21 protein-coding genes are annotated in these 22092 nt (G+C 67.9%); 9 read left to right on the top strand and 12 right to left on the bottom strand.

The genetic code is table 11. The features are described 5' to 3' along the window. Positions 1-659: 659 nt before the first annotated feature. The 4 genes from OHB00_RS06465 (at position 660) to OHB00_RS06480 (ending at position 3836) form a co-directional block, all read left to right on the top strand. Positions 660-956: a transposase gene (locus tag OHB00_RS06465; protein ID WP_406432151.1), complete on the top strand. Its 297-nt coding sequence runs from the start codon at positions 660-662 to the stop codon at positions 954-956. Between the two features lie 278 nt (positions 957-1234). Next, positions 1235-1678, top strand: a complete 444-nt coding sequence (locus OHB00_RS06470) for a tautomerase family protein (protein WP_406432153.1) — start codon at positions 1235-1237, stop codon at positions 1676-1678. A gap of 266 nt (positions 1679-1944) precedes the next feature. After that, positions 1945-2445, top strand: coding sequence for a DUF302 domain-containing protein (locus tag OHB00_RS06475; RefSeq protein ID WP_406432155.1), 501 nt, complete (start codon positions 1945-1947; stop codon positions 2443-2445). A 428-nt stretch (positions 2446-2873) separates the two neighbouring features. After that, positions 2874-3836: a transposase gene (locus OHB00_RS06480; RefSeq protein WP_406432157.1), complete on the top strand. Its 963-nt coding sequence runs from the start codon at positions 2874-2876 to the stop codon at positions 3834-3836. Positions 3837-3863: 27 nt separating this feature from the next. Here OHB00_RS06480 and OHB00_RS06485 read toward each other — a convergent pair whose 3' ends face one another. The 3 genes from OHB00_RS06485 to OHB00_RS06495 form a co-directional block, all read right to left on the bottom strand. Beyond that, a complete protein-coding gene (locus OHB00_RS06485; RefSeq protein WP_406432159.1) occupies positions 3864-4883 on the bottom strand; it encodes an NADPH:quinone reductase in 1020 nt (339 codons plus the stop codon). Next, complete coding sequence (locus tag OHB00_RS06490) at positions 4880-5242, bottom strand: alpha/beta hydrolase (protein ID WP_406432161.1); 363 nt, start codon at positions 5240-5242, stop codon at positions 4880-4882. Before OHB00_RS06490 ends, OHB00_RS06485 begins: the two co-directional genes overlap by 4 nt. 304 nt (positions 5243-5546) lie before the next feature. Further along, positions 5547-6629 (bottom strand): AraC family transcriptional regulator ligand-binding domain-containing protein, encoded by a 1083-nt coding sequence (locus OHB00_RS06495; RefSeq protein WP_406432163.1) that lies wholly within the window; start codon positions 6627-6629, stop codon positions 5547-5549. Between the two features lie 66 nt (positions 6630-6695). Here OHB00_RS06495 and OHB00_RS06500 point away from each other — a divergent pair, with 66 nt between their 5' ends. Both OHB00_RS06500 and OHB00_RS06505 read left to right on the top strand, forming a co-directional pair. Further along, the gene (locus tag OHB00_RS06500; RefSeq protein ID WP_406432165.1) at positions 6696-7652 is read left to right on the top strand and encodes an AraC family transcriptional regulator; all 957 of its coding nucleotides are present in this window, start codon (positions 6696-6698) and stop codon (positions 7650-7652) included. Positions 7653-8145: 493 nt separating this feature from the next. Further along, entirely contained in the window at positions 8146-9048 is a 903-nt protein-coding gene (locus tag OHB00_RS06505; RefSeq protein WP_406432167.1) for an MBL fold metallo-hydrolase, read from the top strand. 52 nt (positions 9049-9100) lie between these two features. On the opposite strand, the gene OHB00_RS06510 is transcribed toward OHB00_RS06505, so the two are convergent. The 3 genes from OHB00_RS06510 to OHB00_RS06520 all read right to left on the bottom strand — a co-directional run bounded on the left by OHB00_RS06510 (position 9101) and on the right by OHB00_RS06520 (position 11441). Beyond that, positions 9101-9265 (bottom strand): hypothetical protein, encoded by a 165-nt coding sequence (locus OHB00_RS06510; RefSeq protein WP_406432169.1) that lies wholly within the window; start codon positions 9263-9265, stop codon positions 9101-9103. A 681-nt stretch (positions 9266-9946) separates the two neighbouring features. Then, positions 9947-10387, bottom strand: a complete 441-nt coding sequence (locus tag OHB00_RS06515) for a tautomerase family protein (protein WP_406432171.1) — start codon at positions 10385-10387, stop codon at positions 9947-9949. A gap of 484 nt (positions 10388-10871) precedes the next feature. Further along, on the bottom strand, positions 10872-11441 hold the full coding sequence (locus OHB00_RS06520; protein WP_406432173.1) for a TetR/AcrR family transcriptional regulator: 570 nt from the start codon (positions 11439-11441) through the stop codon (positions 10872-10874). Positions 11442-11661: 220 nt separating this feature from the next. On the opposite strand from OHB00_RS06520, the gene OHB00_RS06525 reads away from it, so the two are divergent. Together OHB00_RS06525 and OHB00_RS06530 are read left to right on the top strand one after the other, a co-directional pair. Beyond that, positions 11662-12540 carry an alpha/beta fold hydrolase gene (locus OHB00_RS06525; RefSeq protein WP_406432175.1) on the top strand — a complete coding sequence of 293 codons (879 nt, stop codon included), beginning with the start codon at positions 11662-11664 and terminating at the stop codon, positions 12538-12540. A gap of 218 nt (positions 12541-12758) precedes the next feature. After that, complete coding sequence (locus OHB00_RS06530) at positions 12759-13436, top strand: transposase (RefSeq protein WP_406432177.1); 678 nt, start codon at positions 12759-12761, stop codon at positions 13434-13436. Positions 13437-13735: 299 nt separating this feature from the next. Here the strand turns inward: OHB00_RS06530 and OHB00_RS06535 are convergent, their stop codons facing one another. Both OHB00_RS06535 and OHB00_RS06540 read right to left on the bottom strand, forming a co-directional pair. After that, positions 13736-15271, bottom strand: coding sequence for an ISKra4 family transposase (locus OHB00_RS06535; RefSeq protein WP_406432179.1), 1536 nt, complete (start codon positions 15269-15271; stop codon positions 13736-13738). Positions 15272-15314: 43 nt separating this feature from the next. Next, on the bottom strand, positions 15315-15935 hold the full coding sequence (locus OHB00_RS06540; protein ID WP_406432181.1) for a hypothetical protein: 621 nt from the start codon (positions 15933-15935) through the stop codon (positions 15315-15317). Between the two features lie 284 nt (positions 15936-16219). Between OHB00_RS06540 and OHB00_RS06545 the strand changes: the two genes are divergently transcribed. Next, the gene (locus OHB00_RS06545; RefSeq protein WP_406432183.1) at positions 16220-17431 is read left to right on the top strand and encodes an MFS transporter; all 1212 of its coding nucleotides are present in this window, start codon (positions 16220-16222) and stop codon (positions 17429-17431) included. Positions 17432-17990: 559 nt separating this feature from the next. Here OHB00_RS06545 and OHB00_RS06550 read toward each other — a convergent pair. The 4 genes from OHB00_RS06550 to OHB00_RS06565 all read right to left on the bottom strand — a co-directional run bounded on the left by OHB00_RS06550 (position 17991) and on the right by OHB00_RS06565 (position 22064). Beyond that, a complete protein-coding gene (locus tag OHB00_RS06550) occupies positions 17991-18953 on the bottom strand; it encodes a sugar phosphate isomerase/epimerase family protein (protein WP_406432185.1) in 963 nt (320 codons plus the stop codon). A gap of 73 nt (positions 18954-19026) precedes the next feature. Next, complete coding sequence (locus tag OHB00_RS06555; protein WP_406432187.1) at positions 19027-20046, bottom strand: Gfo/Idh/MocA family protein; 1020 nt, start codon at positions 20044-20046, stop codon at positions 19027-19029. 95 nt (positions 20047-20141) lie between these two features. Then, a complete protein-coding gene (locus OHB00_RS06560) occupies positions 20142-21161 on the bottom strand; it encodes a sugar ABC transporter substrate-binding protein (protein WP_406432189.1) in 1020 nt (339 codons plus the stop codon). Positions 21162-21281: 120 nt separating this feature from the next. Further along, positions 21282-22064, bottom strand: coding sequence for a TIM barrel protein (locus OHB00_RS06565; protein WP_406432191.1), 783 nt, complete (start codon positions 22062-22064; stop codon positions 21282-21284). Between the last annotated feature and the right edge of the window lie 28 nt (positions 22065-22092).

Raw genomic sequence — 22092 nt, forward strand, 5'->3', positions numbered from 1 at the left:
GGGCTCTGGCCTCGCGAAAACGTCCGGCCGGTTGGAACGATCGCTCGGACGCGCGGAGCCACGAGGCAGGACGGAGTCTGCCGACGTGCCCCTGCGTTCAGCTGGTCGCGGACCTTGACGCCGTCTTCGACCGCGAGCGCGTGTCTCGAAGCCGTCATGGAGGACGAGGCAGCCAAGGTCGCCTTCTTCCAACGGCTGGACCACGATCGTCAAAGGTCCTGCCGCGATCCTCGCGACTCACCCCTGCACGACCTCGATCATGAAACTGGGAACCGAGGTCTGGTGCTCGGTGCGACCCGACGCCGGCCTTGAGAGCTCGTAGCAAGATCTTGTTGAGGTGCCCTGGTTCGCGTCACGTGACGACTCGGCCTTGGAACGTGGACGACGGCTTTGGGCACGGATCGAACCGCTGCACCCACCCTGGCCCGAGCGGTCACCCGGGCCCGAACCGGTAGACGACCGGTTGTGTCTGCAGGGCATCCTGTGCGTCCTGCACCAGGACATCTCCTTGCAACTCCTGCCCCTGGAACTGGGATCGGATCCGGACAGAACTGCCGACGCCGCCTGGGCCACTGGCAGAAGGTCGGCGTCTTCGACCACCTGCACCGCGTCCTGCTCGCCGAGCTGCACGCAGCCAGCAAAACTGGACCCGCGCATGCGTGGATGACTCGCACGTCCGCGCGAAAGTCTGTGACGGCAAGGGCACCCCGCTGCTCGTCATCAGGACCGCCGCCGACGTCAACGACATCGCCCAGACACTCAACCTGGTCGACGACATCCCTCCCATCGCCGGGAAGCCAGGCCGACCGCGACGGCGCCCCGAGTCCGTTCTGGGCGACACGGGCTACGACAGCAACCCCAACCGGCGAGAACTGCGCAGGCGCCGCATCCTGCCGGTGATCTCCCGCAAGGGCGCCCCGAACATCAAGGACCCAGGCACCACTTCAAGCGCCTGACCGTCCGCTGGGAACGACGCCTCGACGTCTCAAGAAAGCCCGACCGTGATCGTGTGACGAAATCTCAGGCGGTCGGTGTTCTCAAACGCCTCAATGGTCGGCAGCGTCATCTTGATTCGGCTCGGCCGGCCCTCGACCCGAAATATGGCTCGGGGCAGGGCGCGCCTGTACTAAGGCAAGGCGCGTCCGTCCTACCGCCAACCCTCGATTTCTCCATAACGTCGCATCACAGCAGCTGGGATCACCGGTTACGATGGGCAACGAAAGGGAATCGAGACATGCCACTCTGGCACATTTACACACCTCCGGGCGCCTACACGAACGAAGACAAGAAAGCGCTCGCGGAGGCCATCACCAAGAACAACGTGGAGTTCGCGCAGATTCCGGCGTTCTTCGTCAACGTCTACTTCTTCGAGGTGCCGGTCGATGACACCTACATCGGCGGTGAGGCGAAGTCCGGCTTCATCCGGATCGTCACTGACATCATCGCCCGCCACCTGCCCACGCCCGAGGAGCAGGAGGCCTGCATGGCGTCGATCGAAGAGACCATCCAGCCCTTCACCGTCGGTCGCGGGTTCGATACCGAGATCCACCTCGACGAGACTCCGATCGGTCTCTGGCGGGTGAACGGCATCAAGGCGCCGGTCGCACACCCCGAGATCTTCGCGCAGTGGGTCGAAGAGAACCGCCCTGTTCCGTGGGAAGCGCCCGTGTCCGCCTGACCAGCCCCTACCGGACGGCCCTAGTAGGATCAGGACATCTCAGGGCCGCCCGGTCTCCTTCCTTGCCGGTCACCTCCCGGGGCCCGCTGCACGACAGCTCCGGGAGGCACCGGCCAGGTTCGCGCTTCATCAGGACAGTGAATGAAGGTTTCCATGTTCAGTTCGAGCAAGAGCTTCGCAATCGCCGCGGCTGTGATCGCGTGAGTGCGGGCGCTACGTCACCAGGGTCCGAGCGCGCATCGACGAGCCCCTCGGCCGGTTCTCATGTGACCTTCGAGACCACCAGGTACGCCATCGACACCGGTCAGGGTTTCGACGCCTTCGTGGCACAGTACGAGAAGGCGGTTCCCGCCTTCGACCCAGCGATGGTATTGGGCGTCGAGAATTGGGACCAGGCTCTCGCGAATGTGAAGGAGGCCGCCCCCTGGGGATTCCTCATCTACTCCAGGATCGATCCCAGCCCGGTATTTCGGATCAGTGGGGTCGGTAAAGACGACACCCGCTCAATCGCCTACTTGATGGGCAATCACACGATTGCCGAGACGATGTACCGCCACAATCCCAATGCGATCCTCTACGCGCCCCTCCGGGTTCTCGTCTACGAAAATGGGGAAGGAAACGCGGTCATCTCGTTCGACAGGCCGAGCAACCTCTTCGCGAGCTTCGGTGACGCCGACATCGAAAAGGTCGGGCACCTCCTCGACACGAAGGTGGCCGACCTCCTGACTCACCTGGGCGTTCCCCTGCCGGTGGGCTTCTCCCGGTGATGGAACCTGAGCTGCTCCTTCTGGATGCCTGCGCTCAGAAGGAGCAGCTCAGGTCCTCTGGCGCGCCGGCCGGCGCGCCAGGGCGATCGCCGCGGCGCAAGCCGCCGCGTCAGGACCGTCAGGTCGGCGGCTTTCCATCGCCTCCCGTGTGCGGCCCCTCCGCACGATCTTGGTGACCAGATAGCGGCGGTTCTGGTCGGTGACGCCTCCCGCCAGAGGACGACGGCTAGGGCCAATGCCGTGACTCTGTTGGTGATCTTGTCCGGGCTACTGAGGGTGGGGACGTCGGATGGTTCGCTGGAGGAGTGCGGGGTGGCCTCGGATTTCGGGGTGTGGGGGCAGTGCCGTTACGGCCGGGGAGTTTCCAGCGGATTCCGGTGAGGACGGTGCGGACAGCGCGGGCGGCGTGTCCGAAGGGCACTGCGGCGATGCTCATCCGGGACCGGCTCGATGTCCTGTTCGCGGACGACGCGTTCGTCGGCCTGTATCCCTGCGACGGCAGGCCGGGGCTGTCACCCGGGCAGCTGGCGCTGGTGTCGGTGCTGCAGTTCGCGGAGAACCTCTCCGACCGCGCGGCGGCGGACGCCGTCCGCACCAGGATCGACTGGAAGTACGCCCTCGGCCTTGAGCTGGAGGATCCGGGGTTCGACCACTCGGTGCTGTGCGAGTTCCGGGCCCGGCTGGCCGAACAGGACGGCGCCGCCGACCGGTTGCTGCAGGTGATGCTGGACCGCCTGGTGGAGGCCGGCCTGCTCAAGGCCGGGGGCCGGCAGCGTACCGACGCCACTCATGTGCTGGCCGCGGTTCGCACGCTCAGCCGCCTGGAACTGGTCGGGGAGACGCTGCGGGCGGCGCTGGAGGAACTGACCGAGGCCGCTCCCGCCTGGCTGACTCCGCTGATCGAGCCCGAGTGGGCCAAGCGGTACGGACGCCGGGTGGAGATCGGCAAGCTGCCGGGCGGGAAGGCAGCCGTGACCGCCCGGGCCGAGGAATTCGGCAGGGACGGACAGAAGATCCTCACCACAGCCTGGGCCTCCAACGCCCCACCTCACCTCCGGCTGCTGCCACAGGTGGAGATCCTCCGCCAGGTCTGGGTCCACCATTACTACTGGGACATGGACGGAGCCCTGCGCTGGCGTGACGGCCACGCGCTGCCGCCCGCCTCGCTGCGGTTCGACTCCCCTATGACACCGGTGGCCGCGGGCCCAGGCGGCGGTCTTCGTGCCGGGGCGGCGGCGTTTGCGGCGGATGCGCGCGACCTGACCGGCGTGCGGGAAGAGCAGGCCCTCGACGGAGGCGACCTTGGCCTCGCGCACCTCCTCACGTCCGTGACCGCGATCGTGGGAGCGGTCCTGGACGTACCGCTTCGTCGGCACCCGCGAGCGGGCTGATGGGAGTCGGCCAGGACCGGCTGGACGTCACGACGTGACGTCCACCAGGACCTTGCCGACGGCGCCGTTCTCCACCGCTCTGTGCGCGTCGGCGGTGCGGTCGAGCGGAAAGCGGACCAGGGGCAGGCCGTGCTCCTCACCGACCGGCAGGGCGCCGTCGCGGACCGCGGCGGCCACGTCCTCGGCAGCCACGGCGAGCGCCTGCGAACCGACCGTGTAGAGCACCAGGAACTGGAAGCGTGTGTTCAGCATCATGTTCTGCAACACGTCCAGTTCGACCGGCTTGCCACCGTCGTTGGAGTAGGTCGAGATCGTGCCGCGCGTCCGCAGCACGGCCAGGTCCAGTGCAAGGTTCGCGCCCAGCGCCACCTCGGTGACGATGTCGACGCCGTCCGGAGCGATCTTGCGGATCTCGGCGGCCGGATCGCCCTCGCGATAGTTGATCACGTGGTGGGCACCGGCGGCGGTGGCCAGCCGTGCCTTCTCCGGGCCGCTGACCGTGCTGATCACGGTGGCGCCGGCCCATCGGGCGAGTTGGATCACCGCGTGTCCGACCGCTCCGGCCCCGCCGGCGGCGAGCACTACCCTGCCGTCGAGCGCGCCGGGCCGCAGACGGCGCGGCCCGCCCTCGGCGCAGGTGAGTGCGAGGTGTGCGGTGATCGCGGGGACGCCGAGCGAGGCGCCGACGTCGAAGCCCGCCCCGTCGGGCAGCGGCACGGTCTGCTCGGCGGGCACGACGGTGAACTCGGCGGCAGTGCCGGTGGGCCGCCATGCGGCGGCCATGAGCAGCCAGACCCGCTGACCGACCCGGCTCTGGTCGATCCCCTCCCCGACGGCATCGATCGTGCCGGCGCCGTCGTGGTGCGGAGTGACCTCGGAGAAAAGCTTGGGCTGGGTGGCGTCGGAGCGGGACTTCCAGTCGGTCGGGTTGACCCCGGACACGGCGACCCGGACGCGCACCTCGCCGGGGCCGGGCCTTGGCAGGTCACGGTCGACGAGCTGAAGAACGTCGGGGCCGCCCTTGTCGCGGTAGATGATGGCCTTCATGATCCGTCCTCGGAGCCTGGTGAAGAAGGGGTTTCCGGCGCGGCCGGGAGTTCCGTCAGGGTGTCTGGCCTGTGGTCGCGGAGGACACCCGCCTTCGAGGCGTCCTGCACGATCGGGTCAACCTGTTGACGAGCAGTGCCGTCGCTGTCACCGAAGTTCTGGTGGTCGTAGACGAGGGCGTTCAGGCCTGCCTCGGCGAAGACAGCCGCGAAGTCGTCGAGGTACATCTCCTTGACGCCCGACATCCCTTGTGCCGGCACGATCACCGGAGCGGGGCCGCTGTTGTTTGTGGCCGGATAGAACCTGCCCCGCAGGGTGACGCCACCCTCGCCCTCGAACGCGATGTTTTCGCGGCTCATGTGATTCCCGTTCATCTTGTGTTCTGGGCCTCGCGTGTGATGCTTCGCAGCCCCCAAGCTATGAGCGAGCTCCGGTCGTCGGTAGAACAAGGGCGTCGGGTACTGGTACCCGGGTGCCACGTTGTGGACAGGCGCCAAGCGGTGTCACCCCCTGAAACGCAGTGCCGTGACTCCGGCGACGTGGCGGTCGCGCCCTTCTCGGTATCGACCCAGGCCTGCCATTTCCCGTAGACAGCACACGTCAGGAACGAGCATTGCCCAGTCCGGCCACGCGAGTGCCAGGATCGTTCCAGCGCAGCGACGGTCACCGGACCCGGATGAACTGACCTTTCGGCGTTTGTGCCGCGCGGCGCAGTTTCGAGGGCGATGTGTCGAACCATCGACGTACCGCACGAGTGAAGCTGGACTGTTCGCGCATGCCCAGTCTGGCCGCGATCTGCGAGAACGGCAGGTTCGTCGTCGTGATCAGGTCCAGGGCCTGGCTCCGGCGAACGCGATCGACGACGCCGGTGAAGGTCATGCCCTCTTGGGACAGGGACCGCTGCAGTGAACGTGGGTGGAGACTCAGCAGGCGTGCGACTTTCGCCAGGTCCGGACCATCGAATCCGGGCTGCTCGCTGAGGATCGCCGTCACCAGGTCCGAGATGGGTACGTCCTTGTGGCCGAAGTGCGTCTCGAGATAGTCGATGGCGATTGCGCGAAGCAGGTCGTTGCCACCACTGACCGGCATCGAGGCCAGTCGGCTCGGGATACGCAGGACCGCGCTCGGGCAGTCGAACGTGACCGCCGCCCCGAAGAATGCCCGGTAGGCGCTGTCCTTGGCCACGCGAGAGTGCGGAAGCTGCACCGACTGAAGCCCGTAGGGCGCGCCAGCATTGACCAGCACCAGCATTCGGTGAACGATCCCGATGCCGTAGTCGAGCAATTGCGGTGATGCCTTCGTCATCGTGCGGGTCGCGTAGCGAAGCCCGGCCACCGCCGGGTTTCCCAGCGGATCTTCGATCTCCTCCACCGAGATGGCAGGACTGTATGCGAACAGGTACCGGCTCGAGCAGCTGATGGCCTCGCCCATCGTGCGTGCGTTCTCCATGGCGATCGCCAGCGCTCCCACGACGTGCAAATCCTGCTGCGCCGCCATCCTCAGACCGAGGTCCGGAAGCGCGAACCGGTCGGCCACTGCCTCGAGAACCCGCTCGACCTGTCTGAAGCTGATGAACGAGTTGCCCTCGACGATCTTCGCCTCGTCGAAGCCGTACGCGGCGAGGAGGCTCGCGCCGCGGTCTCCGCCCACCAGCGCAGGCAGACCTCGCAGGACGGAGGCCCGGATGGGCAGGCCGGTGTCGTGTACGGGCAAATTCTCGTCGTTTGAGGGCAAGTATTCGGCCATGCCGCAAATCAGACTGCACATTCACGACCATGTCGAGCCCCCCGTCGAAGAAGCCGGAGCTAGACCGTGACCCTCACACAATCCGTTTTGAGCCGGGCTGATCTACAGACGACACCCGAGGAGGCCGACCACCGCTGGAGGCTGGCCGTCCGTGACCGCCTCTTCAGTGTGGACCTGCGGTCGACAGGTCCGGCAAGGTTCCTCGGCTCGATCGAGGAGCGAGACCTCGGAGACCTCCGTATCACCGACTGGGTGTGCCCGCCGTCCGCAGGATCCCGGGGCAGCAATGTTGCACACCGCGATGAGGACATGATGGTGCTCTGCACCGCGTCCGCCGGCCGTCAGGTCATCGAGACGCCGGAGGGCACCGTCGTCCTCCGGCCAGGGACGGTTCTGCTCATGAGCAGCCGCGCCACTGGAAAGTTCGTCGTCCCGCACCAGCTGACCAAAAGAACAGTCAGGGTGCCGATGACCGCTCTGTCCCGGTACGACACGGGGGGCGGCGTGCCGGGGTGCCTGCTTCTGGAGACCGCGCGCAACCCGTTGGCCAACCTCTTCCAGGACTTCCTCATGGGTATGGACCGTCACGTCGAAAGGATGTCCGCCGCGGAGGTCGAGGGCACGCGGAATACCCTGCTCGTCCTCATCGCCGGTCTGATCCGTGCGAGCCACTCCGACATCGGTGACAGCGAGTTCCTGCCGCTGTTGCGAAAGCAGTTGGAGGCATGGGTCATCGACCATCTCGCCGAAGGAGCGATCCGAGTAGGCGACCTCGCCGCCGCGCACAGCGTTGCTCCAAGGACCGTGCACCGGGCTTTCGCATCGACGGGAGACACCCCCGGATCGGTCATTCGCAAACACCGCCTGGCGGCGGCCAGAGATGACCTGGTGAATACGAACAGTTCCATTGCGGCGATCGCGCACCGGTGGGGCTTCTGCGATGCCAGCCACTTCGGTCGGGAGTTCCGTCGCGATTTCTCGGTGTCGCCGGGCGATTACCGCGACGCCCACGGATTCGCCTGACCTCCTGCTCGCAGCCGGTGGCGCGCCCGTACCCGCACCCTGCGCATTCCACAGACGTCCGCCATGCGTTCATTGCACGGTACGGGTCGTGCGCCGCGCCCTCCCACCGCCTCCACGACCGACCAGCAGGCACGGGTCTCCTGCTCCGTCAGCAGCCCGTCCGGCAGGTACCGGAAGCCGGAGCGGGTGTCGCTGTGCGGGAACGAGCCCGCCTGCCGTCCCACAGGGGTGCACGCGACCGATCGGCCAGGTCATGCGTTGTCGTCGGCGCGACAGCCACCGTGTCCTGAGTCGCCATACGCCATGAGGACGAGGACCAGTCCGGTGAATCCGGTCTCCGTCGATGCGGCAAATGGTTCCTTGGCGCTTGTGTACCGAGGCCGGGCACATTCGTTCTAGCAGTGTCCGCCACCGCGTTCTTAGCGTGTGATCAACGGTGCCGACAGCTCGGCCACGCCGGCCGGCCCGACCCGATCCCCAACCGGAGGTACTCGTGGAGACCACCCCGCTTTCATCCGCTGCAACAAACCCGCCTGTTCGGGCGACCGTTTTTGTAGGGCGATGGCCCGCCATCCCGGCGGAAGGCTCCGACGAAGTCCCTCCGGGCACTTTCTCCCCCAGCACCGCTACCCTCATCAGCGGCGCGACGGAGGCGGTTCTCATCGATGCGCTCCACCTCAAGGATGAGGTCCAGGCCCTCGGAGACCTGATCGAACGCACGGGCAAGCGGCTCACCACCATCTACATCACCCACGACCACGCCGATCACTACCTTGGCTCCGGCCCGCTCCTGGAGCGGTTCCCGGAGGCCAGGTGTGTAACACTGCCCAGCATTCTGAGCTCCATGAAGGAGACCATGGAGGCGCAGAGGCAGCAATGGAAGATGTTCTTCGGCGACCAGTGCGTGACGCCCGGACCGCTGCCCGAGGAGATGGTGGGGAACACCCTGTACGTCGACGGCTCCCCGGTGAACATCATCGAGGTGAAGCAGGCGGATATCCATCCGACGAGCATCGTGCACGTTCCGGAGATTGATGTTGTCGTGGCCGGTGACTCCATCTACAACGAGATCTATCCGATGCTCGCCCTCTCGACCCCCGACGAGTGGCAGGACTGGCTCGACACGGTGAAGGTCGTCGAGGATCTGCGTCCCCGGATGATCGTGGCCGGACATCGCAGGCCCGACGGCGACGACTACGCGGTCGAAACGATGATCGCGCAGACGCGCTCGTACATTCAGGACTTCGCGGCCGCGTACGAGACCGCGACGGACGTGGAGGGCCTCGTCGCCGCCATGGTGGCGAAGTACCCTCACCACGGCAACATGTGGAGCCTGCTGGTCTCCGCCTCGTACGCGCTCGAGCGTCGCTCTGCGGATTCGGCGGCACATCAGTAGACAGGACGGCGACCTGTCGGCGGCTCGGGTGTTTCTCGCCCGGGCCGATGGGTCATGCCCGACCACGGGTCTTGCCCGCGAATCCTGGCCGGGCGGCGCGGTCCGCGGCCGTCCGGCACCAGTAGGAGAAGCTGGAGCGGGCGATGCCGACGATGGCGCACCGCCACTTCACGCCGCAGCGGCGGTGGTGGTCCGCGACGTACCGGAAGCGGTTCACCAGCGCGTCTCCCCGGCGAAGTACTTCGCCGCCTTGCGCGGGATCTCGCGTTCCTCCTCCGGCTCGGGCACCTTCTGGCGCAGAGCGGCGTTCTCCGCCTCCGACAGCGTCGGTGGCTTGGCAGGCAGCTCCGCCCGGCGCCCCGCGGCCGGCTCGCACCAGCCGCCCGGACCCAGTTCCGCAGCGTCTCGGGGTGGATCCCCAGATCGGCGGCGAACGCCGGATCGTCGCCTCGGGCCGCGACCGGTACAGCGCGACCGCGTCCGCCTTGATCAGGGGGCAAGGCCCCACGACACTTCAACGAGATCGTGTTATGAGCTCGTCGGGGGTGAGGGCACCGATCATGGGTTGTGGTCTCGCAGACCAGGGCCGGGCTCACGGCGGAGACGATCCGTAAGACGGGTCTGGATGCCGCGCAATGGCGGCATGGCCCCGGGGGGGTTCTCCGGGGCCATGCCGCCATAATCGCTTGCTCCAACTCCAGCAGTTGAAGGTAATCGGAGCTACGGCAGACCTGGTTGATTCCAACTCGCTGACGGCGAAGAGGGAAAGACGATTCCGTGGCCCAACCGTACCCATACCCGGCCATAACCTGCCGCCACCCGAGATCGGCCTACGTGCCCATTGAGGAGACCGGCCCGATGCTTCTTCCCGGGATTCTGCAGGCGAATTCGGGATCGGTCAGGAGGCGGGAACTTCGTAGGGGACGGCCCGGTTCTCCTTGATCCACTGTGCGAAGATGTCGGGGTATTCCAGAGGGGCGGTAATACCGTTCACCCGCCACAGCCCGATCGGCGTCTCGTCGATGTGGATCTCCGACTCGTAGCCGCGATCCGTGGTGAAAGGAGCCACAGCCGCTCCGATCGCAGCCATGCAGGCAGCCTGCTCCTCGGCGGTGGGCATCTGGCGGGCGATGGTGTCGGCCACGATTCGAATGAAGTTGCTCTTGGACTCACCACCGAGGAACATGGTGTCCGCCGGAATCTCCTGGAACCTGACATTCACGAAGAAGGCCGGAATCTCGGCGAAGTCGACACACGCCTTGGTGATGGCCGTGGCAAACGCCTTCTTGTCCTCGACGGTGTAGGCGTTCTCCGGCGTGAAAACTTCCCAGTACGGCATTGACGTCTCCTTCGACGGTCGCGGGGCCCTATTTGCACTACGACCATAAGATGTGTGACGCCCACCTCATAGAATTGCTGCGTCTGGAGTCGGTACCTGAGTGCCTGGGAAATTCAGATGAGCGAGTTGAGACTGCCAGTGGCGGCGCCGTCCTTGCCGACGCTGCCTCGATGTCCGCGACAGGCGAGTGCGGCGCGGACGCGCCGCGGCCCGTCCTGAGCCGGCGAGGGTTCCGCGCCAACCCGTTGACCGGCCTCATCCATCCCCGCCCCCGCACGACCATCCGCCTCCACCTGTCCGCGATTAGCTAGAACGGTCGCGCCCGCCCCTGACACCGGTGTGCCCCATGGCATCAGTTCAGCTCACTGACGCCGTCGAAACGGGGACGTGGCGCGGGACCCAGGCTTTCCCGCGGTACTCAAAGGCGCCGTCCGAACATCGCGGACCTGGTAGCCACCGCATCTGCGAGGAGGAAGGGCTGACGTCAGCGCAAGCCTGCTGTGTCGAGCAAGGCGGCCACCGTGGGAGTGATGAGTCCTGTGAGGTTGTCGGCTCGGATCCCTGCGCGGGCGCTGGCACCATCGAAGACGAGGCTGAGCTGACGGGCCAGCAGGTCGGGGTCGCACGCGCCGCCCTTGGCAGCCTCGTCGCGGAAGAAGCCCGTGAGCTCCTCCTTGACCCGGTGGGCCACGCGGCTCGCCGGATGGCTCTGATCCTTGAGCTCGATCTGCACAGCAAGGTACTGGCAGCCCAGGAACTCGGGCGCGCCCGCCTGCAACTCGACCTGCTCGAAAAGGTGCAGGATCCGCTCCCGGGGTGAGCGTCCGTCAGCAGCCGCGGGCAGGAGCGCCGCCACGTAAGCGAAAGAACTCCGCTCCAGGCTCGCCGCCAGCAGTTCGTCCTTGCCGTCGAACAGCTTGTACAAGGACCGCTTCGACACCCCCGCCGCCCTGCACAGCGCCTCGATGCCGATGCCGGTGCCGTCTCGGTAGGTGAGCGAAGCCGTCGCCTCCAACAGCCGCTCCCTGGGACTCGCCTTCACTTCGGTGGTCATACCACGAGGTTAACTCGCTTCCAAGGAAAAGAAAACCGATCGGTTTCCCGATGAACGGAGGAGTGACCGCCCCCACGGAGGGCGACCCGCCCGGCGGCTCGACTTGCGGCAGGACACCGATCGGTTTACAGTCGGGGAAACCGATCGGTTTCCGCAGGTGCTCTGCGGCGGCCCGGCTGCCAGCGACAGCGACACACAGCTCCTCGGAAGGACAAAGAAAATGCAGAGCAACGAGTTCCCCGACGCGACGTACACGACCACATGGAGCAACGGCCGCGGCGAGGTGCGCTTCTTCACCCGGCCCGACGGCTCACGGCTGCGCTACTACACCGTGGGCACCGGCCCCGCCCTCGTCCTGATGCACACCGTGCGCGGCCAGCTCGACTACTTCCAGCGCGTGATCCCGCAGCTGTGGGACCACTACACCATCTATGCACTGGACCTGCCCGGGATGGGATGGTCCGACATCGTCCCCGGCGCCCAGTACGAGGAGCCGCAACTGCGGGCCGCGGTCGTCGAGTTCGTCCGCGGACTGGACCTGCACGACGTCACCCTGTCCGGCGAATCGCTCGGCGGCGCCCTGTCCCTGCAGGCATCCATCGACCTCAAGGACCGCGTCAGCCGGGTCGTGGCGTTCAACAGCTACGACTACCCCCAGGGCGGCGAACGCGGAAACTGGGTCTCCCGCATCATCATGTCCAGCGTGCGGATGCCCGTGCTCGGCCCCGTCTTCGCCCCCCTCGAGCCGCGGCCCGTCGTCCGGGCCATCCTTCAGGGCGGCTACGTCGACAAGACCAGGCTGCCCGAGGACTTCCTCACCGAGCTGTTGCGGAGCGGCCGCCGCACGGGCTACGACAAGGTGTCCCGCGGAATCTTCCGCAGCCTCAAGGGATTCGACCGGGCCCGGGAGCGCTACCCGCGCGTGTCAGCGCCCGTCACCCTCGTCTACAGCGAAAACGACTGGTCCCGGCCCGCCGAACGAGACCGCGTGGCCAACGCACTGACAGACGTCCATCGCATCACCCTGCCCCGCACCGGCCACTTCTCCGCGCTGGAACGCCCCGACGACATGGCACGGATCCTCCTCGACGTGGCCTGATGGTTTGTCGGGGCCTAGAGACTCGATGCCGTAGCCGCCAGCAGGTGAGCAGTCACGCTTCCGGAAGCGCATGTGACTTCCGGGGTCGGACCGTGCCCCTGCTGGTCGGCCGGGAGGCCAGACCGTTGATGGGGTGGCGTGGCCGCCGGGCAGCGGGGCGTGAGCACTGGATCCATTAGGCCGCGTGCCGCACCTTCCGCAGGCTGAAAGGGAGCGAAGTGCCCTACTGGGAGGGTGAGTTCCTGCTTACCGGTGATGATTGGGCCGAGGACCACCACGATATCGAGGTCCAGGAAGAGGCAGGCCGGCAACTGGCCATGGCGAGGCTGCCCGAGGGCGTGGAGGGGATCGCGAAGCTGCACGAACTCTTCGCGAAGCTCGGCGGCGAGGATCTGGATCCGGCCGGGGTGATGATCGGGCTAGAGACCGACCCTGGCACGTGGGTGCAGGCGCTGCCCGCCTCCGGCTACCGGCTGTATGCCGTCAACCCGCGGCAGGCCGCCCGGTTCAAGGAACGCCATGCCTCCTCCGGCGCCAAGAGCGACAAGGGCGATGCGCACGCGTTCGCGGACATGGTCCGCGTCGACCGCGACCAGCTGCGACCGGTGGCCGGGACCAGCGAGCAGGTCCAGGCTGTCAAGGCCGTCGCCTGCACCCACCAGGCGCATAGTGCCGCTGCGTCGTACGGGCAGCGCGGCGCGGAGTCCGACTCGTTTCACCCGCCGCCGGCACATTTCCGCCTCATCGACGGATCAAGCCCGGCTCACCCATCCTTCGCTGCTGTCCTCGTTCGGCCGTGCCACATACCCGGCCTGTGTGAGGATCTCCGTCAGGGCCTGCCTCAGGGCAGCGCGGATGCCCTCATACTCCGCATCCTGACGGTGGGCAGGATCTAGTTCACTGGAGGGCACCCAGCTCACCACCACAAAGTCTCCCTCCTGGCGGATCCGCAGCCCCGTCCCCTCTCCTGCCTGGGCCGAGGTGATGTCGAAGCCAGCACGCGCCAGTGTTTGGCACACATCGGCAAACAGCGTCTCATCCGTCACGCCGCGAGCCTATTCCCTTGATGATCACCGGCGGCACCCCCGGGCAAGCCAGCGTCGCCTCCTGCGTTCCGTCTGCTGTTGCTGGTGCTGCTGGTGCTTGCCGGGCTCGTATTCGGGCGGGTGTGGCTCTTCCTGAGTGAGATCGCTGGTCAGGCCGAGAGGCCGTAGTCGTGCTGGTCGGGGTGGGGATAGAGGCGCTCGCGCTCCCTCGCGGTGTGAAAGATCCAGTATCGGGCGAAGTCGCCGTTGCTGATGACGGTACGGAGGGTGAGGACGGCTTCGGCGCCGGCAACGCTCCACCTGCTGCCCGTGATGTCGAGGCGGTCGGCGATCAGGTGGCGTGCTGCGCCCTCGACGATTCCGCTGGCGATCGGCCAGCCGGCCTTCAGGGCCTTGTCGTAGTGGACGTGATCGGCGTTGTTGGTCAGGTAGCGGCAGGCTTTGTCCGCGGCAGCGCGTTGATCGTCGGTGAGACGCTGGCGGTCGGCTTCGCTGCGGATGCCGGCGACAACGCCGGGTGCGTCGCCGGCCAGGATGCGGGCGGCCTTCGCCCCGACCCAGGTTTCGGCCTCCGGATCGCTGGCGGTGTGGAAGCAGCGTGCGGCCGTCCAGAGTTTCTCGATCACGTGCACGATGTCGAGCACGATGTGGAGGGCGACGCCTCGGCGGTCTGCTTCGGCGCGGACGAGGTCGAGCTGGTGGGTGGCGCCGTCGACCAGGACCACCCAACACCGCTGATGCTGAGGGTCGCGGGCCTCGGCCTGGTCGAACGCCGTCTTGATGACGTGGTCGGGGTCGTGCTCGACGGAGGCGGTGAGCCACTTCGCGCGGGCTTTCGGTCCTTTGCGCACGGTGCGGTTGCCGGTGCGGCCACCGGGCGGCGCGATGATGTCGTGCGGACGGCGAACGGACGGGTCGGCGTCGTGGACGACCGCGAGGGTGGCCATCCGCTTGCGGCCCGATTTTTCCCCGGCCGAAAGGCGGGTGCGACAGGTCCGCTTCGCCCGCTCGGCGGCCTTCTGGGTCGCCTCGCGGAGATGCCCCGGCCTCATCACGATGCCCTTGCCGTCGAAGCTGAGTACCAACAGCGTCCTTCTGCCCGCGGGTTCGGGGGAGCGGGAGGCGTAGAAGGCGTCGATGTCCACCGCGGCTGCCTTGACCAGCTCCTCGGCCTGCCGTTTGCCCAACACCCGTGTGCCGCAACGGCGGTCGATCGCCTCGAGCGTAGTGTCGTAGGAGCCGCGGCAGGCTTCCAGGACGGCGAGTTTCCGCAGGCCCAGACTGTGCCGGCCGTGCGGCAGGTTCAATACCCGATCGGCCGGATACGCGTTCGCCTCGCCCGGGCAGCGCAGCGCGCACCGGGCGACGGTCACCGTTCCGACCACCGTGGCCAGTTGGCGCCGGTGGCCCTTCTCCAGCCGGGTGCGGCCGCCGGCGAGCGCGGCCCGAGCGAGTGTGTCCAGGCTATTCAGGGCGACTTCCTCCGCCTGGGCGCGGAGATCGAGGTGGGCCTGCAGGAGCAGCCGGGCCAGCTCCCTGGCCCCGTCCTCGGCAGCCTCCTCCACCCGCTCGTGCGGCAGCTGCAGGGCGTCGGGGCTGGAGAGGGAGGAGATGAGGAAAGTGAGGAAAGAAGCGGCTCGGTCAAAGGGGTCAGCCGCCGCGGCGGCCGCATACGCTCCATTCATCGGGCTCTCGCCTTCAAGTGTCGACTGGGTGGCACCTTCGACGCTAGGGACGAGGGCCCGATGCCACACCGGCGCGGCCGCCGTCGGCGGCAGCCCGGCCCCGCTCCGGCGCACCCGGGCCCGGCGCATCGCCCGCGGCGGCCTGTCGCCAGGCGAACAGCCCCGGTTCACCCTCCACCAGCCAGCCCCGTTCCACCAGGCGCTTCAGCTTCGACCGGAAGCCCTCCACCTTGGTCTTGTCCGTCGACAATCCCAACGCGCCGCACAGGTGATGCGCCCGCATCGGATGCACCGCGTCCTGAAGGACCTCCACGATGTCCTGGTACGACCGTGGCAACACCCCCACCTGCAGCCCGTCGGACCACTGCGGTACCAGCTTCACCCCGACCGGTGATCCCGCCCCCAAGCGGTCCTCCGCCTCCGCCCGGGGTCCCGGCAGCTCCTGCGGACCAACGGTCTCCGGCTCCGGCTTAGCGGCCGTCCCCTCGCCCGACAGGATCTCCGACATCGTCTCCCGAGTGATCTCCAGCCGCGACAGCACCGCCTCCTCCGCGGCCAGGCTCTCGGTCAACTCCGCTATCCGAGCCCGCAGTTCCTCGATCCGCTCCCGAGCGGCAGCCTCCCGCCGCTCGAGCTCCTCCAGCCACGACACCACCGCCGCCACCCCCGGAATCCGGACACCCGACACCACGACGATCGAGCAACCACACCCCGGTCAGCAACCAGGCAGGTCAAGACAACTCGCTGGAGAAGGGCCGCGCCGTTCCTCTATCCTCAAGGAGGTCATCAACTACTGCATGACATCTGCCCGGTGACGGAGTCGGCGTGGGGTGCGCGTCCCCGCTCCACGCCACCACTGGACGGCTTCAGGCGCAGCCACGGGTCGGCACATCCGGACGCCGACGACCCCGCGTGGCGCGTCCCGCCGGGCGGCGAAAGGGATGCGTCGTGCCTTCGGCGTCGGCGAACTACCGCACCCTGCTGCACACTTCGGGTGCTGCGGCCTTCTTCTTTCCCGCTGCTGTCGGGCGTCTGGGCATCGCCATGACGGGGATCGGCATCGTCTGGCTGGTGCATGCACGCACCGGGTCGTATGCCGCCGCGGGTCTCGTCACCGGCGGGTTCGCTGTCGCGGACGCCATCGCCGGGCCCCAACTCGGGCGGCTTGTCGACCGGTTCGGGCAGGCGCGGGTGCTCCCCTGGGCGCTGGGCGCACATGCCGGGGCCGTGGCGCTGCTGCTCGCCGGCGCCGTTCCGGACGTCGTCGCCGGAGTGCTCGTCGGGGCAACCCTGCCCCAGCTCGGTGCCCTGTCCGCCGCTCGCTGGTCCGCCCTGCTGTCCGGCGAACGGGCTGCCTCGCTGCCCACCGCCTTCGCCCTGGAGGCCCTCGCCAACGGCGTGTCCTACATGGCCGGCCCGGCCCTGGTGAGCGTCCTCGGTGCGGCGGGCCGCCCGGGCGCCGGGGTGCTGCTCGCCGCCGCGCTCGTCGTCGGCGGCGGACTCGCCCTGGCCACCCAGCGCCGCACCACGCCGCCCCCAACCGGCCGCGCCGAACGCCGGCACGCCGGACGCGCCCTGCTCCGCTCCGCATTCCTGCGGCAGGTCGCGCTCGGCCTCACGCTCGGGGTGTTCTTCGGCGCGATGCAGGTATCCGTCGCCGCATACGCCGTCGAACGCGGCACACCGGACGCGGCAGCACTGCTCTATTTCGCCTCCAACTGCACCAACCTGGTGGGTGGGTGGGCCTACGGAGCATGGCGCCCCGGCGGCTCACCCCGCCGACGCCAGGCCGCGGCCGCCGCCTGCCTCACCCTCACGAGCCTCCCGCTGACATTCCTCGACGCACCCCTCGCGATCGGCGCCACCCTCGCCCTGACCGGACTCGCCGTGCCGGTCCTACTGATCCTCACCTCCGTCCTCACCGAGTCGTCGGTCCCGCGCGCCGTCCTCACCCAGGCGTTCACCTGGGGCAACTCCGCGAGCGCGGCAGGAATAGCAGGTGCCGCGGCGATCGCGGGACGGGTTGTGGACGCGGGAGGTGCGCACGGCGGCTTCAGTGTGGCGGCGGGCGCCGCCGCGGTGATGACAGTCCTGGCACTCAGCGGCCTGCGGAACTCATCACCACACGTGCCGAAGTCGTCCGCGCCCCTCCTGGGCTGACCAGCGATCTCACTCAGAAAGAGCTACACCCTATTCGGGCAGTACACCTTTGAGTGCCCGGACGCTGACGAAATCGACTCGAAGCGCGACCACCCCATGCCCCGTGGGCGCCGAGCTCATCGAGATTGACCCGGTGCAGCCGGGCCCGCACGCGCTGCCGGCTCCACCGGGCAAAACGCCGATACACGGTGAGCCAGGCACGGCCCGAACAGTGGCGGCAACTGCCGCCAGGAACACCCTCGACGTGGCCACTAACACGATGAATGTCAGGCATTCACGGTTCCCGGGCCGCCCACGCCCCCCTCCCGCCTTGCGGACCGCGCTACCACCGTCTCGGGCACCACCCGCCGAAACGACTCCGCCACCAAAGAAACCGACGTCCGAGACACTCGCCGTTCTGAGAGTCTCGCTTGCCCGCCTGAACTCGACCTTTTGCCTGGCGGAGTTGTTTCAGTTTCTCGTGTTCGGCGGTCGGTAGCCGGTCGTCCCGCTCGTCGGGTCGACCTCGACCTGACGGACCGAGCTGCGCGGAACCCGTGTCCGTGCGACCTAGAAGGGCTCAGATCTCCTGCGGCTCGTAGGAGCTGGGGTCGCGCAGGACGACGCGACGCAGGAGGTCGACGGTTTTGGTGACGCCCTCAACGGGGGCAACAAGAACGTCCTCGTGCTCGATACTCAGGACGTCGTCGTAACCGGCTCGGCGCAGGGCAAGGCAGAAAGCGCGCCAGAACGCGTCGTCGTGGCCGTAGCCGAGGGTGACGTAGTTCCAGGAACGTTCCCTGGCGGCCATGACGGGGAGGGTTTCCAACCTGCTGGTGAGGGCCTGGCGGGAGGGTTCCAGCCGGGTGTCCTTGGCGTGCACGTGATAGATCGCGTCGCCCAGGCTTTCGATGGCGGCCAGCGGGTCGGCACCCATCCACATCAGGTGGCTGGGGTCGAAGTTGGCCCCGACCGCAGGACCGACCTCCTCGCGCAGGCGCAGCAGTGTGGGGACGTTGTAGACCGCCTGGTGGGCGTGCATCTCCAGGGCGAGCTTGGGCACGCCACGGTCACGAGCGTGTGCGACGAGGTCTCGCCAGTACGGGAGTACGACCTCGGTCCATTGCCAGTCGAGGATCTGTGTGGTCTCCGGCGGCCAAGAGACTGTGATCCAGTTGGGGTTGGCGTCGCCCGGCCCGCCCGGCAGCCCGGACATCATCACCACGCGGTCGACGCCGAGGAGCGGGGCGAGAGCGATCGTCCTGCGCGCGACCTGATCGTGCTCGCGGCCGCTGGGCCCTGGGTGCAGGGGATTGCCCGAGCAGGTGAGGGCGCTGATCGCGAGTCCCCGGTCAGCGACCTTGGCCAGCAGCTCGCGGCGTGCGCCGTCGCTGTCGAGAAGCCGGTCGATGTCGACGTGTGGGGCGGTGGACCAGGCGCCGGTGGCGAACTCCACGTGTTCCAGGCCGAGTTCGGCAGCCAGATCCAGTGTCTCGTCGAGCGTGAGCTGCCCGACGCTGTCGGTGTTCAGACCGATCTTCATGATGCGTCCTGTCTACGGTGTCGTAGGCGGGGAGTGGCCCTTCCCCGCAGGTTCGGTGCGCCGGCGTTAGGGGTCAGCTGTAGAGGGCGGGGCGGTCGACGAGCTCCACCTCGACACGGCGGCCCACGGTCTGGGCGCGGACGCCCGCCTCGCAGACCGCGGCCACGGCGTAGCCGTCCCAGGCGCTGGGGCCGGTGACCTCACCGCGCCGGGTGGCGTCGACCCATGCCTGGACCTCGCGGTCGTACGCTTCCTCGAACCGCTCGACGAAGCCGGGGGTGACCGTGCCGCCCCAGCGTCCGCTGGTGCTGACGAGCATGTCGTGCCGGTCGCCGATGCGGGCGGTGCCGTGTTCGCACACCGCTTCGGCCTGGACCTGGTAGCCGTAGCGGGCGTTGACGTAGATCTCCACGTCGACCAGGGCGTCGCCGTCGGTTTCGAAGACGACGAACTGCGGATCGGCCAGTCCTTCGGGCGCGTTGCCGGAGGATCGGGGGCGCATGACGGTGACGGCGGTGATCTCCTGGCCGAGCAGCCAGCGGGTGATGTCCATCTCGTGGGTCACGGAGTCGTTGATGAGCATGGCGCTGGTGAAGTCCGGCGGGCAGGACGGGTTGCGGTGCCGGTTGTGCAGCATCAGCGGCCGGCCCAGTTCCCCGCTGTCCAGCAGCGCTTTGAGCCTGATGTACTCGTGGTCGTAGCGGCGCATGAAGCCCACCTGCACCCGGCGGTGCCCAAGCCGCTGCTCGGCCTCCAGCACACGCAGGGCCGAGGCGGCGTCGGGGGTGAGCGGTTTTTCGCACAGGACGGGCAGATCGTGCGCGAACGCGGTGAGCAGTGCCGCCTCGTGGGCGATGCCCGGGGATGCGAGCAGCACGGCGTCGACGCCGGGTGAGGCCATCGCTTCGGCGACGTCGGTGTAGGCCGCGCATCCTTCGACGTCGGCGGCGACCGTCTTGGCGCGATCGATGTCGACGTCGATGACGGCGGCCACATGGGCGCCGCTGGTCACCTCGCTGATCCGGCGTACGTGGTCGGCTCCCATGCGGCCGGCGCCGATCACTGCGACTCCGAGGGAGGCGTGGTAGGTCATGTGGTTCCTTGCCTTGGGGGTGGGGGGCGGCCGTGACGGTCAGCCGTGGGCCGTCCGAACCCACGCGGGTCCGGCCGTGACCCGGGTCGTACGCGTCAGCGTGTGCCCTTGGCGGCGAACGTGGCGACGGTTGCGACGTTGGTCTTGTCGACGAAGGCCGGGCCGGTCAGCACGGGTGCCACGCCACCGCCGCTGTAGTTGCCGTTGTTCTTGTAGAGCCACAGGGAGTCGACCGCCAGGTAGCCCTGCAGGTAGGGCTGCTGGTCGACGGCGAACTGGATGCTGCCGCCCTGGATCGCCTTCACGAGGTCCTTGTTGAGGTCGAACGTGGCGACCTTGGCCTTGCTGCCGCCGTCGGACACCGCCTGCGTGGCGGTCAGCGCGACCGGGGCGGCGAGGGTGACGACGTAGTCGATGGACGGGTCCTGCTTGAGCTTGGCGGTGATGGTCGACTGCACGGACGGCATGTCGGCGCCGTTGACGAACAGGTTTTCCGTCGTGCCCGAGAAGCCCTTCTTGACGCCCGCGCAGCGTGCCTCGAGGGCGACCTGGCCCTGTTCCTGAATGACGCAGGCGACTTTCTTGGCACCGAGGGCACTCAGCTTCTTCCCGACCGCTTCGCCCGCGACGGTCTCGTCCTGGCCGAAGTACTCCAGCAGGCCCTGCTTCTTCCAGTCGTCTACACCGGAGTTGAAGCCGACCACGGGTATGCCAGCCTGCACCGCCTTGGCCACGGTGCCCTTCATGGCGTCGGGCTTGGCGAGGGTGACGGCGATGCCGTCGACCTTCTGGTCGATCGCGTTCTGCACCAGGTTGGCCTGGTTGCCGCCGTTCGGGTCGGAGGAATAGATCAGCTTGACGTTGTCCTTCGCAGCGGCGGCCTGGGCGCCCTTGCGGATGGTGTCCCAGAACGTGTCACCGGGGACGGCGTGCGTGATCATCGCGATGGTCATGCGGGGCGTGGTGGCCTTTCCGGCAGAGACGCCACCGGTGCTCTCCTCCGACTTCTTGCCGCCCGAGCTGCTGGAGCAGCCGGCGAGTGCCAGGACTGTACTGGCGGCCATGGCCACCAGGACGGTGAGTCTGCGGGAGCGGGAGGGAAGCGAGCGGTTCATTTCGGCACCTCACTGTGCTGACTTGCGGGAAGGGGTGATCCACCGGCGGGACGCAATACGTCCCGGTGTGGGTCGGACGGGGAGCTACTGGGTGGCCTGCTGTGCGGTTCAGGGTGGAGATCAGAGGGTGAACGCGGCGCGGAACCGCTCCATGGCGGTGTGACTGTCGCCGGAGGGCCATGCCTCCAGGGCGACCGTGCCGTCGTAGCCGAGGTCGGTAAGGGCGCGGGCGACGGCCGGATAGTTGATCTCTCCGGTGCCGGGTTCGCAGCGGCCGGGCACGTCGGCGACCTGGATCTCTCCGATCAGGCCCGCGCCGTGCGCGCGGCGGACCAGCTCGATGAGGTTTCCCTCGCCGATCTGGGCGTGGTACAGGTCCAGATTCATCCGCAGACCGGGCCGATCAACCGCCGCGACCAGGGCGAAGGCGTCGGCGGCCCGCGCGAACGGGACACCGGGGTGGTCGACGGCCGTGTTGAGGTTCTCCAAGGTGAAGGTGACGCCCGCGCTCTCGCCCAGTTCGGCCAGACGGGTGAGCGTGCGGTGAGCGGTGATCCACATCTCCCCGGTGGCCTCGTTGGTCACCGGCACCACGGGCAGGCCCTCGCCGTCCAGACCAGTGCCGTGCAGGTTGAGCCGGGGGCAGCCGAGATGCTCGGCGGCCTTGATGGATTCCTCGGCTGTGCGCAGGAGTTCGGCTGCACCGTCCGGGCCGGTCAGGGTGCCGCGGATGTAGCCGGTCATCGAGGAGAACTCGGCGGGAGTCCGGGCCAGTGCGTCCAGGTCGTGCCGGGTCCAGTCCCAGATCTCCACCTGGAAGCCCGCCTCGTGGATGCGCCGGGTCCGCTCCTCGATCGGCAGGTCGCGGTGGACCATCTCGGCACAGACCGCCAACGTGTACATCGCAGCTCCATACTTATAACGTTCTAAG

Origin of the sequence: Streptomyces sp. NBC_00631, from assembly GCF_045206895.1 — a bacterium.
GTDB lineage: Bacteria > Actinomycetota > Actinomycetes > Streptomycetales > Streptomycetaceae > Streptomyces.

Excerpts from the sequence above, each read along its gene's own strand:
- OHB00_RS06480 (WP_406432157.1), top strand. The coding sequence starts at position 2,874 with ATGCTCATCCGGGACCGGCTCGATGTCCTGTTCGCGGACGACGCGTTC.
- OHB00_RS06485 (WP_406432159.1), bottom strand. The coding sequence starts at position 4,883 with ATGAAGGCCATCATCTACCGCGACAAGGGCGGCCCCGACGTTCTTCAG.
- OHB00_RS06535 (WP_406432179.1), bottom strand. The coding sequence starts at position 15,271 with ATGAATGGAGCGTATGCGGCCGCCGCGGCGGCTGACCCCTTTGACCGA.
- OHB00_RS06565 (WP_406432191.1), bottom strand. The coding sequence starts at position 22,064 with ATGTACACGTTGGCGGTCTGTGCCGAGATGGTCCACCGCGACCTGCCG.
- OHB00_RS06490 (WP_406432161.1), bottom strand. The coding sequence starts at position 5,242 with ATGAGCCGCGAAAACATCGCGTTCGAGGGCGAGGGTGGCGTCACCCTG.
- OHB00_RS06520 (WP_406432173.1), bottom strand. The coding sequence starts at position 11,441 with ATGACCACCGAAGTGAAGGCGAGTCCCAGGGAGCGGCTGTTGGAGGCG.
- OHB00_RS06560 (WP_406432189.1), bottom strand. The coding sequence starts at position 21,161 with ATGAACCGCTCGCTTCCCTCCCGCTCCCGCAGACTCACCGTCCTGGTG.
- OHB00_RS06550 (WP_406432185.1), bottom strand. The coding sequence starts at position 18,953 with ATGAAGATCGGTCTGAACACCGACAGCGTCGGGCAGCTCACGCTCGAC.
- OHB00_RS06555 (WP_406432187.1), bottom strand. The coding sequence starts at position 20,046 with ATGACCTACCACGCCTCCCTCGGAGTCGCAGTGATCGGCGCCGGCCGC.
- OHB00_RS06515 (WP_406432171.1), bottom strand. The coding sequence starts at position 10,387 with ATGCCGTACTGGGAAGTTTTCACGCCGGAGAACGCCTACACCGTCGAG.
- OHB00_RS06525 (WP_406432175.1), top strand. The coding sequence starts at position 11,662 with ATGCAGAGCAACGAGTTCCCCGACGCGACGTACACGACCACATGGAGC.
- OHB00_RS06470 (WP_406432153.1), top strand. The coding sequence starts at position 1,235 with ATGCCACTCTGGCACATTTACACACCTCCGGGCGCCTACACGAACGAA.
- OHB00_RS06495 (WP_406432163.1), bottom strand. The coding sequence starts at position 6,629 with ATGGCCGAATACTTGCCCTCAAACGACGAGAATTTGCCCGTACACGAC.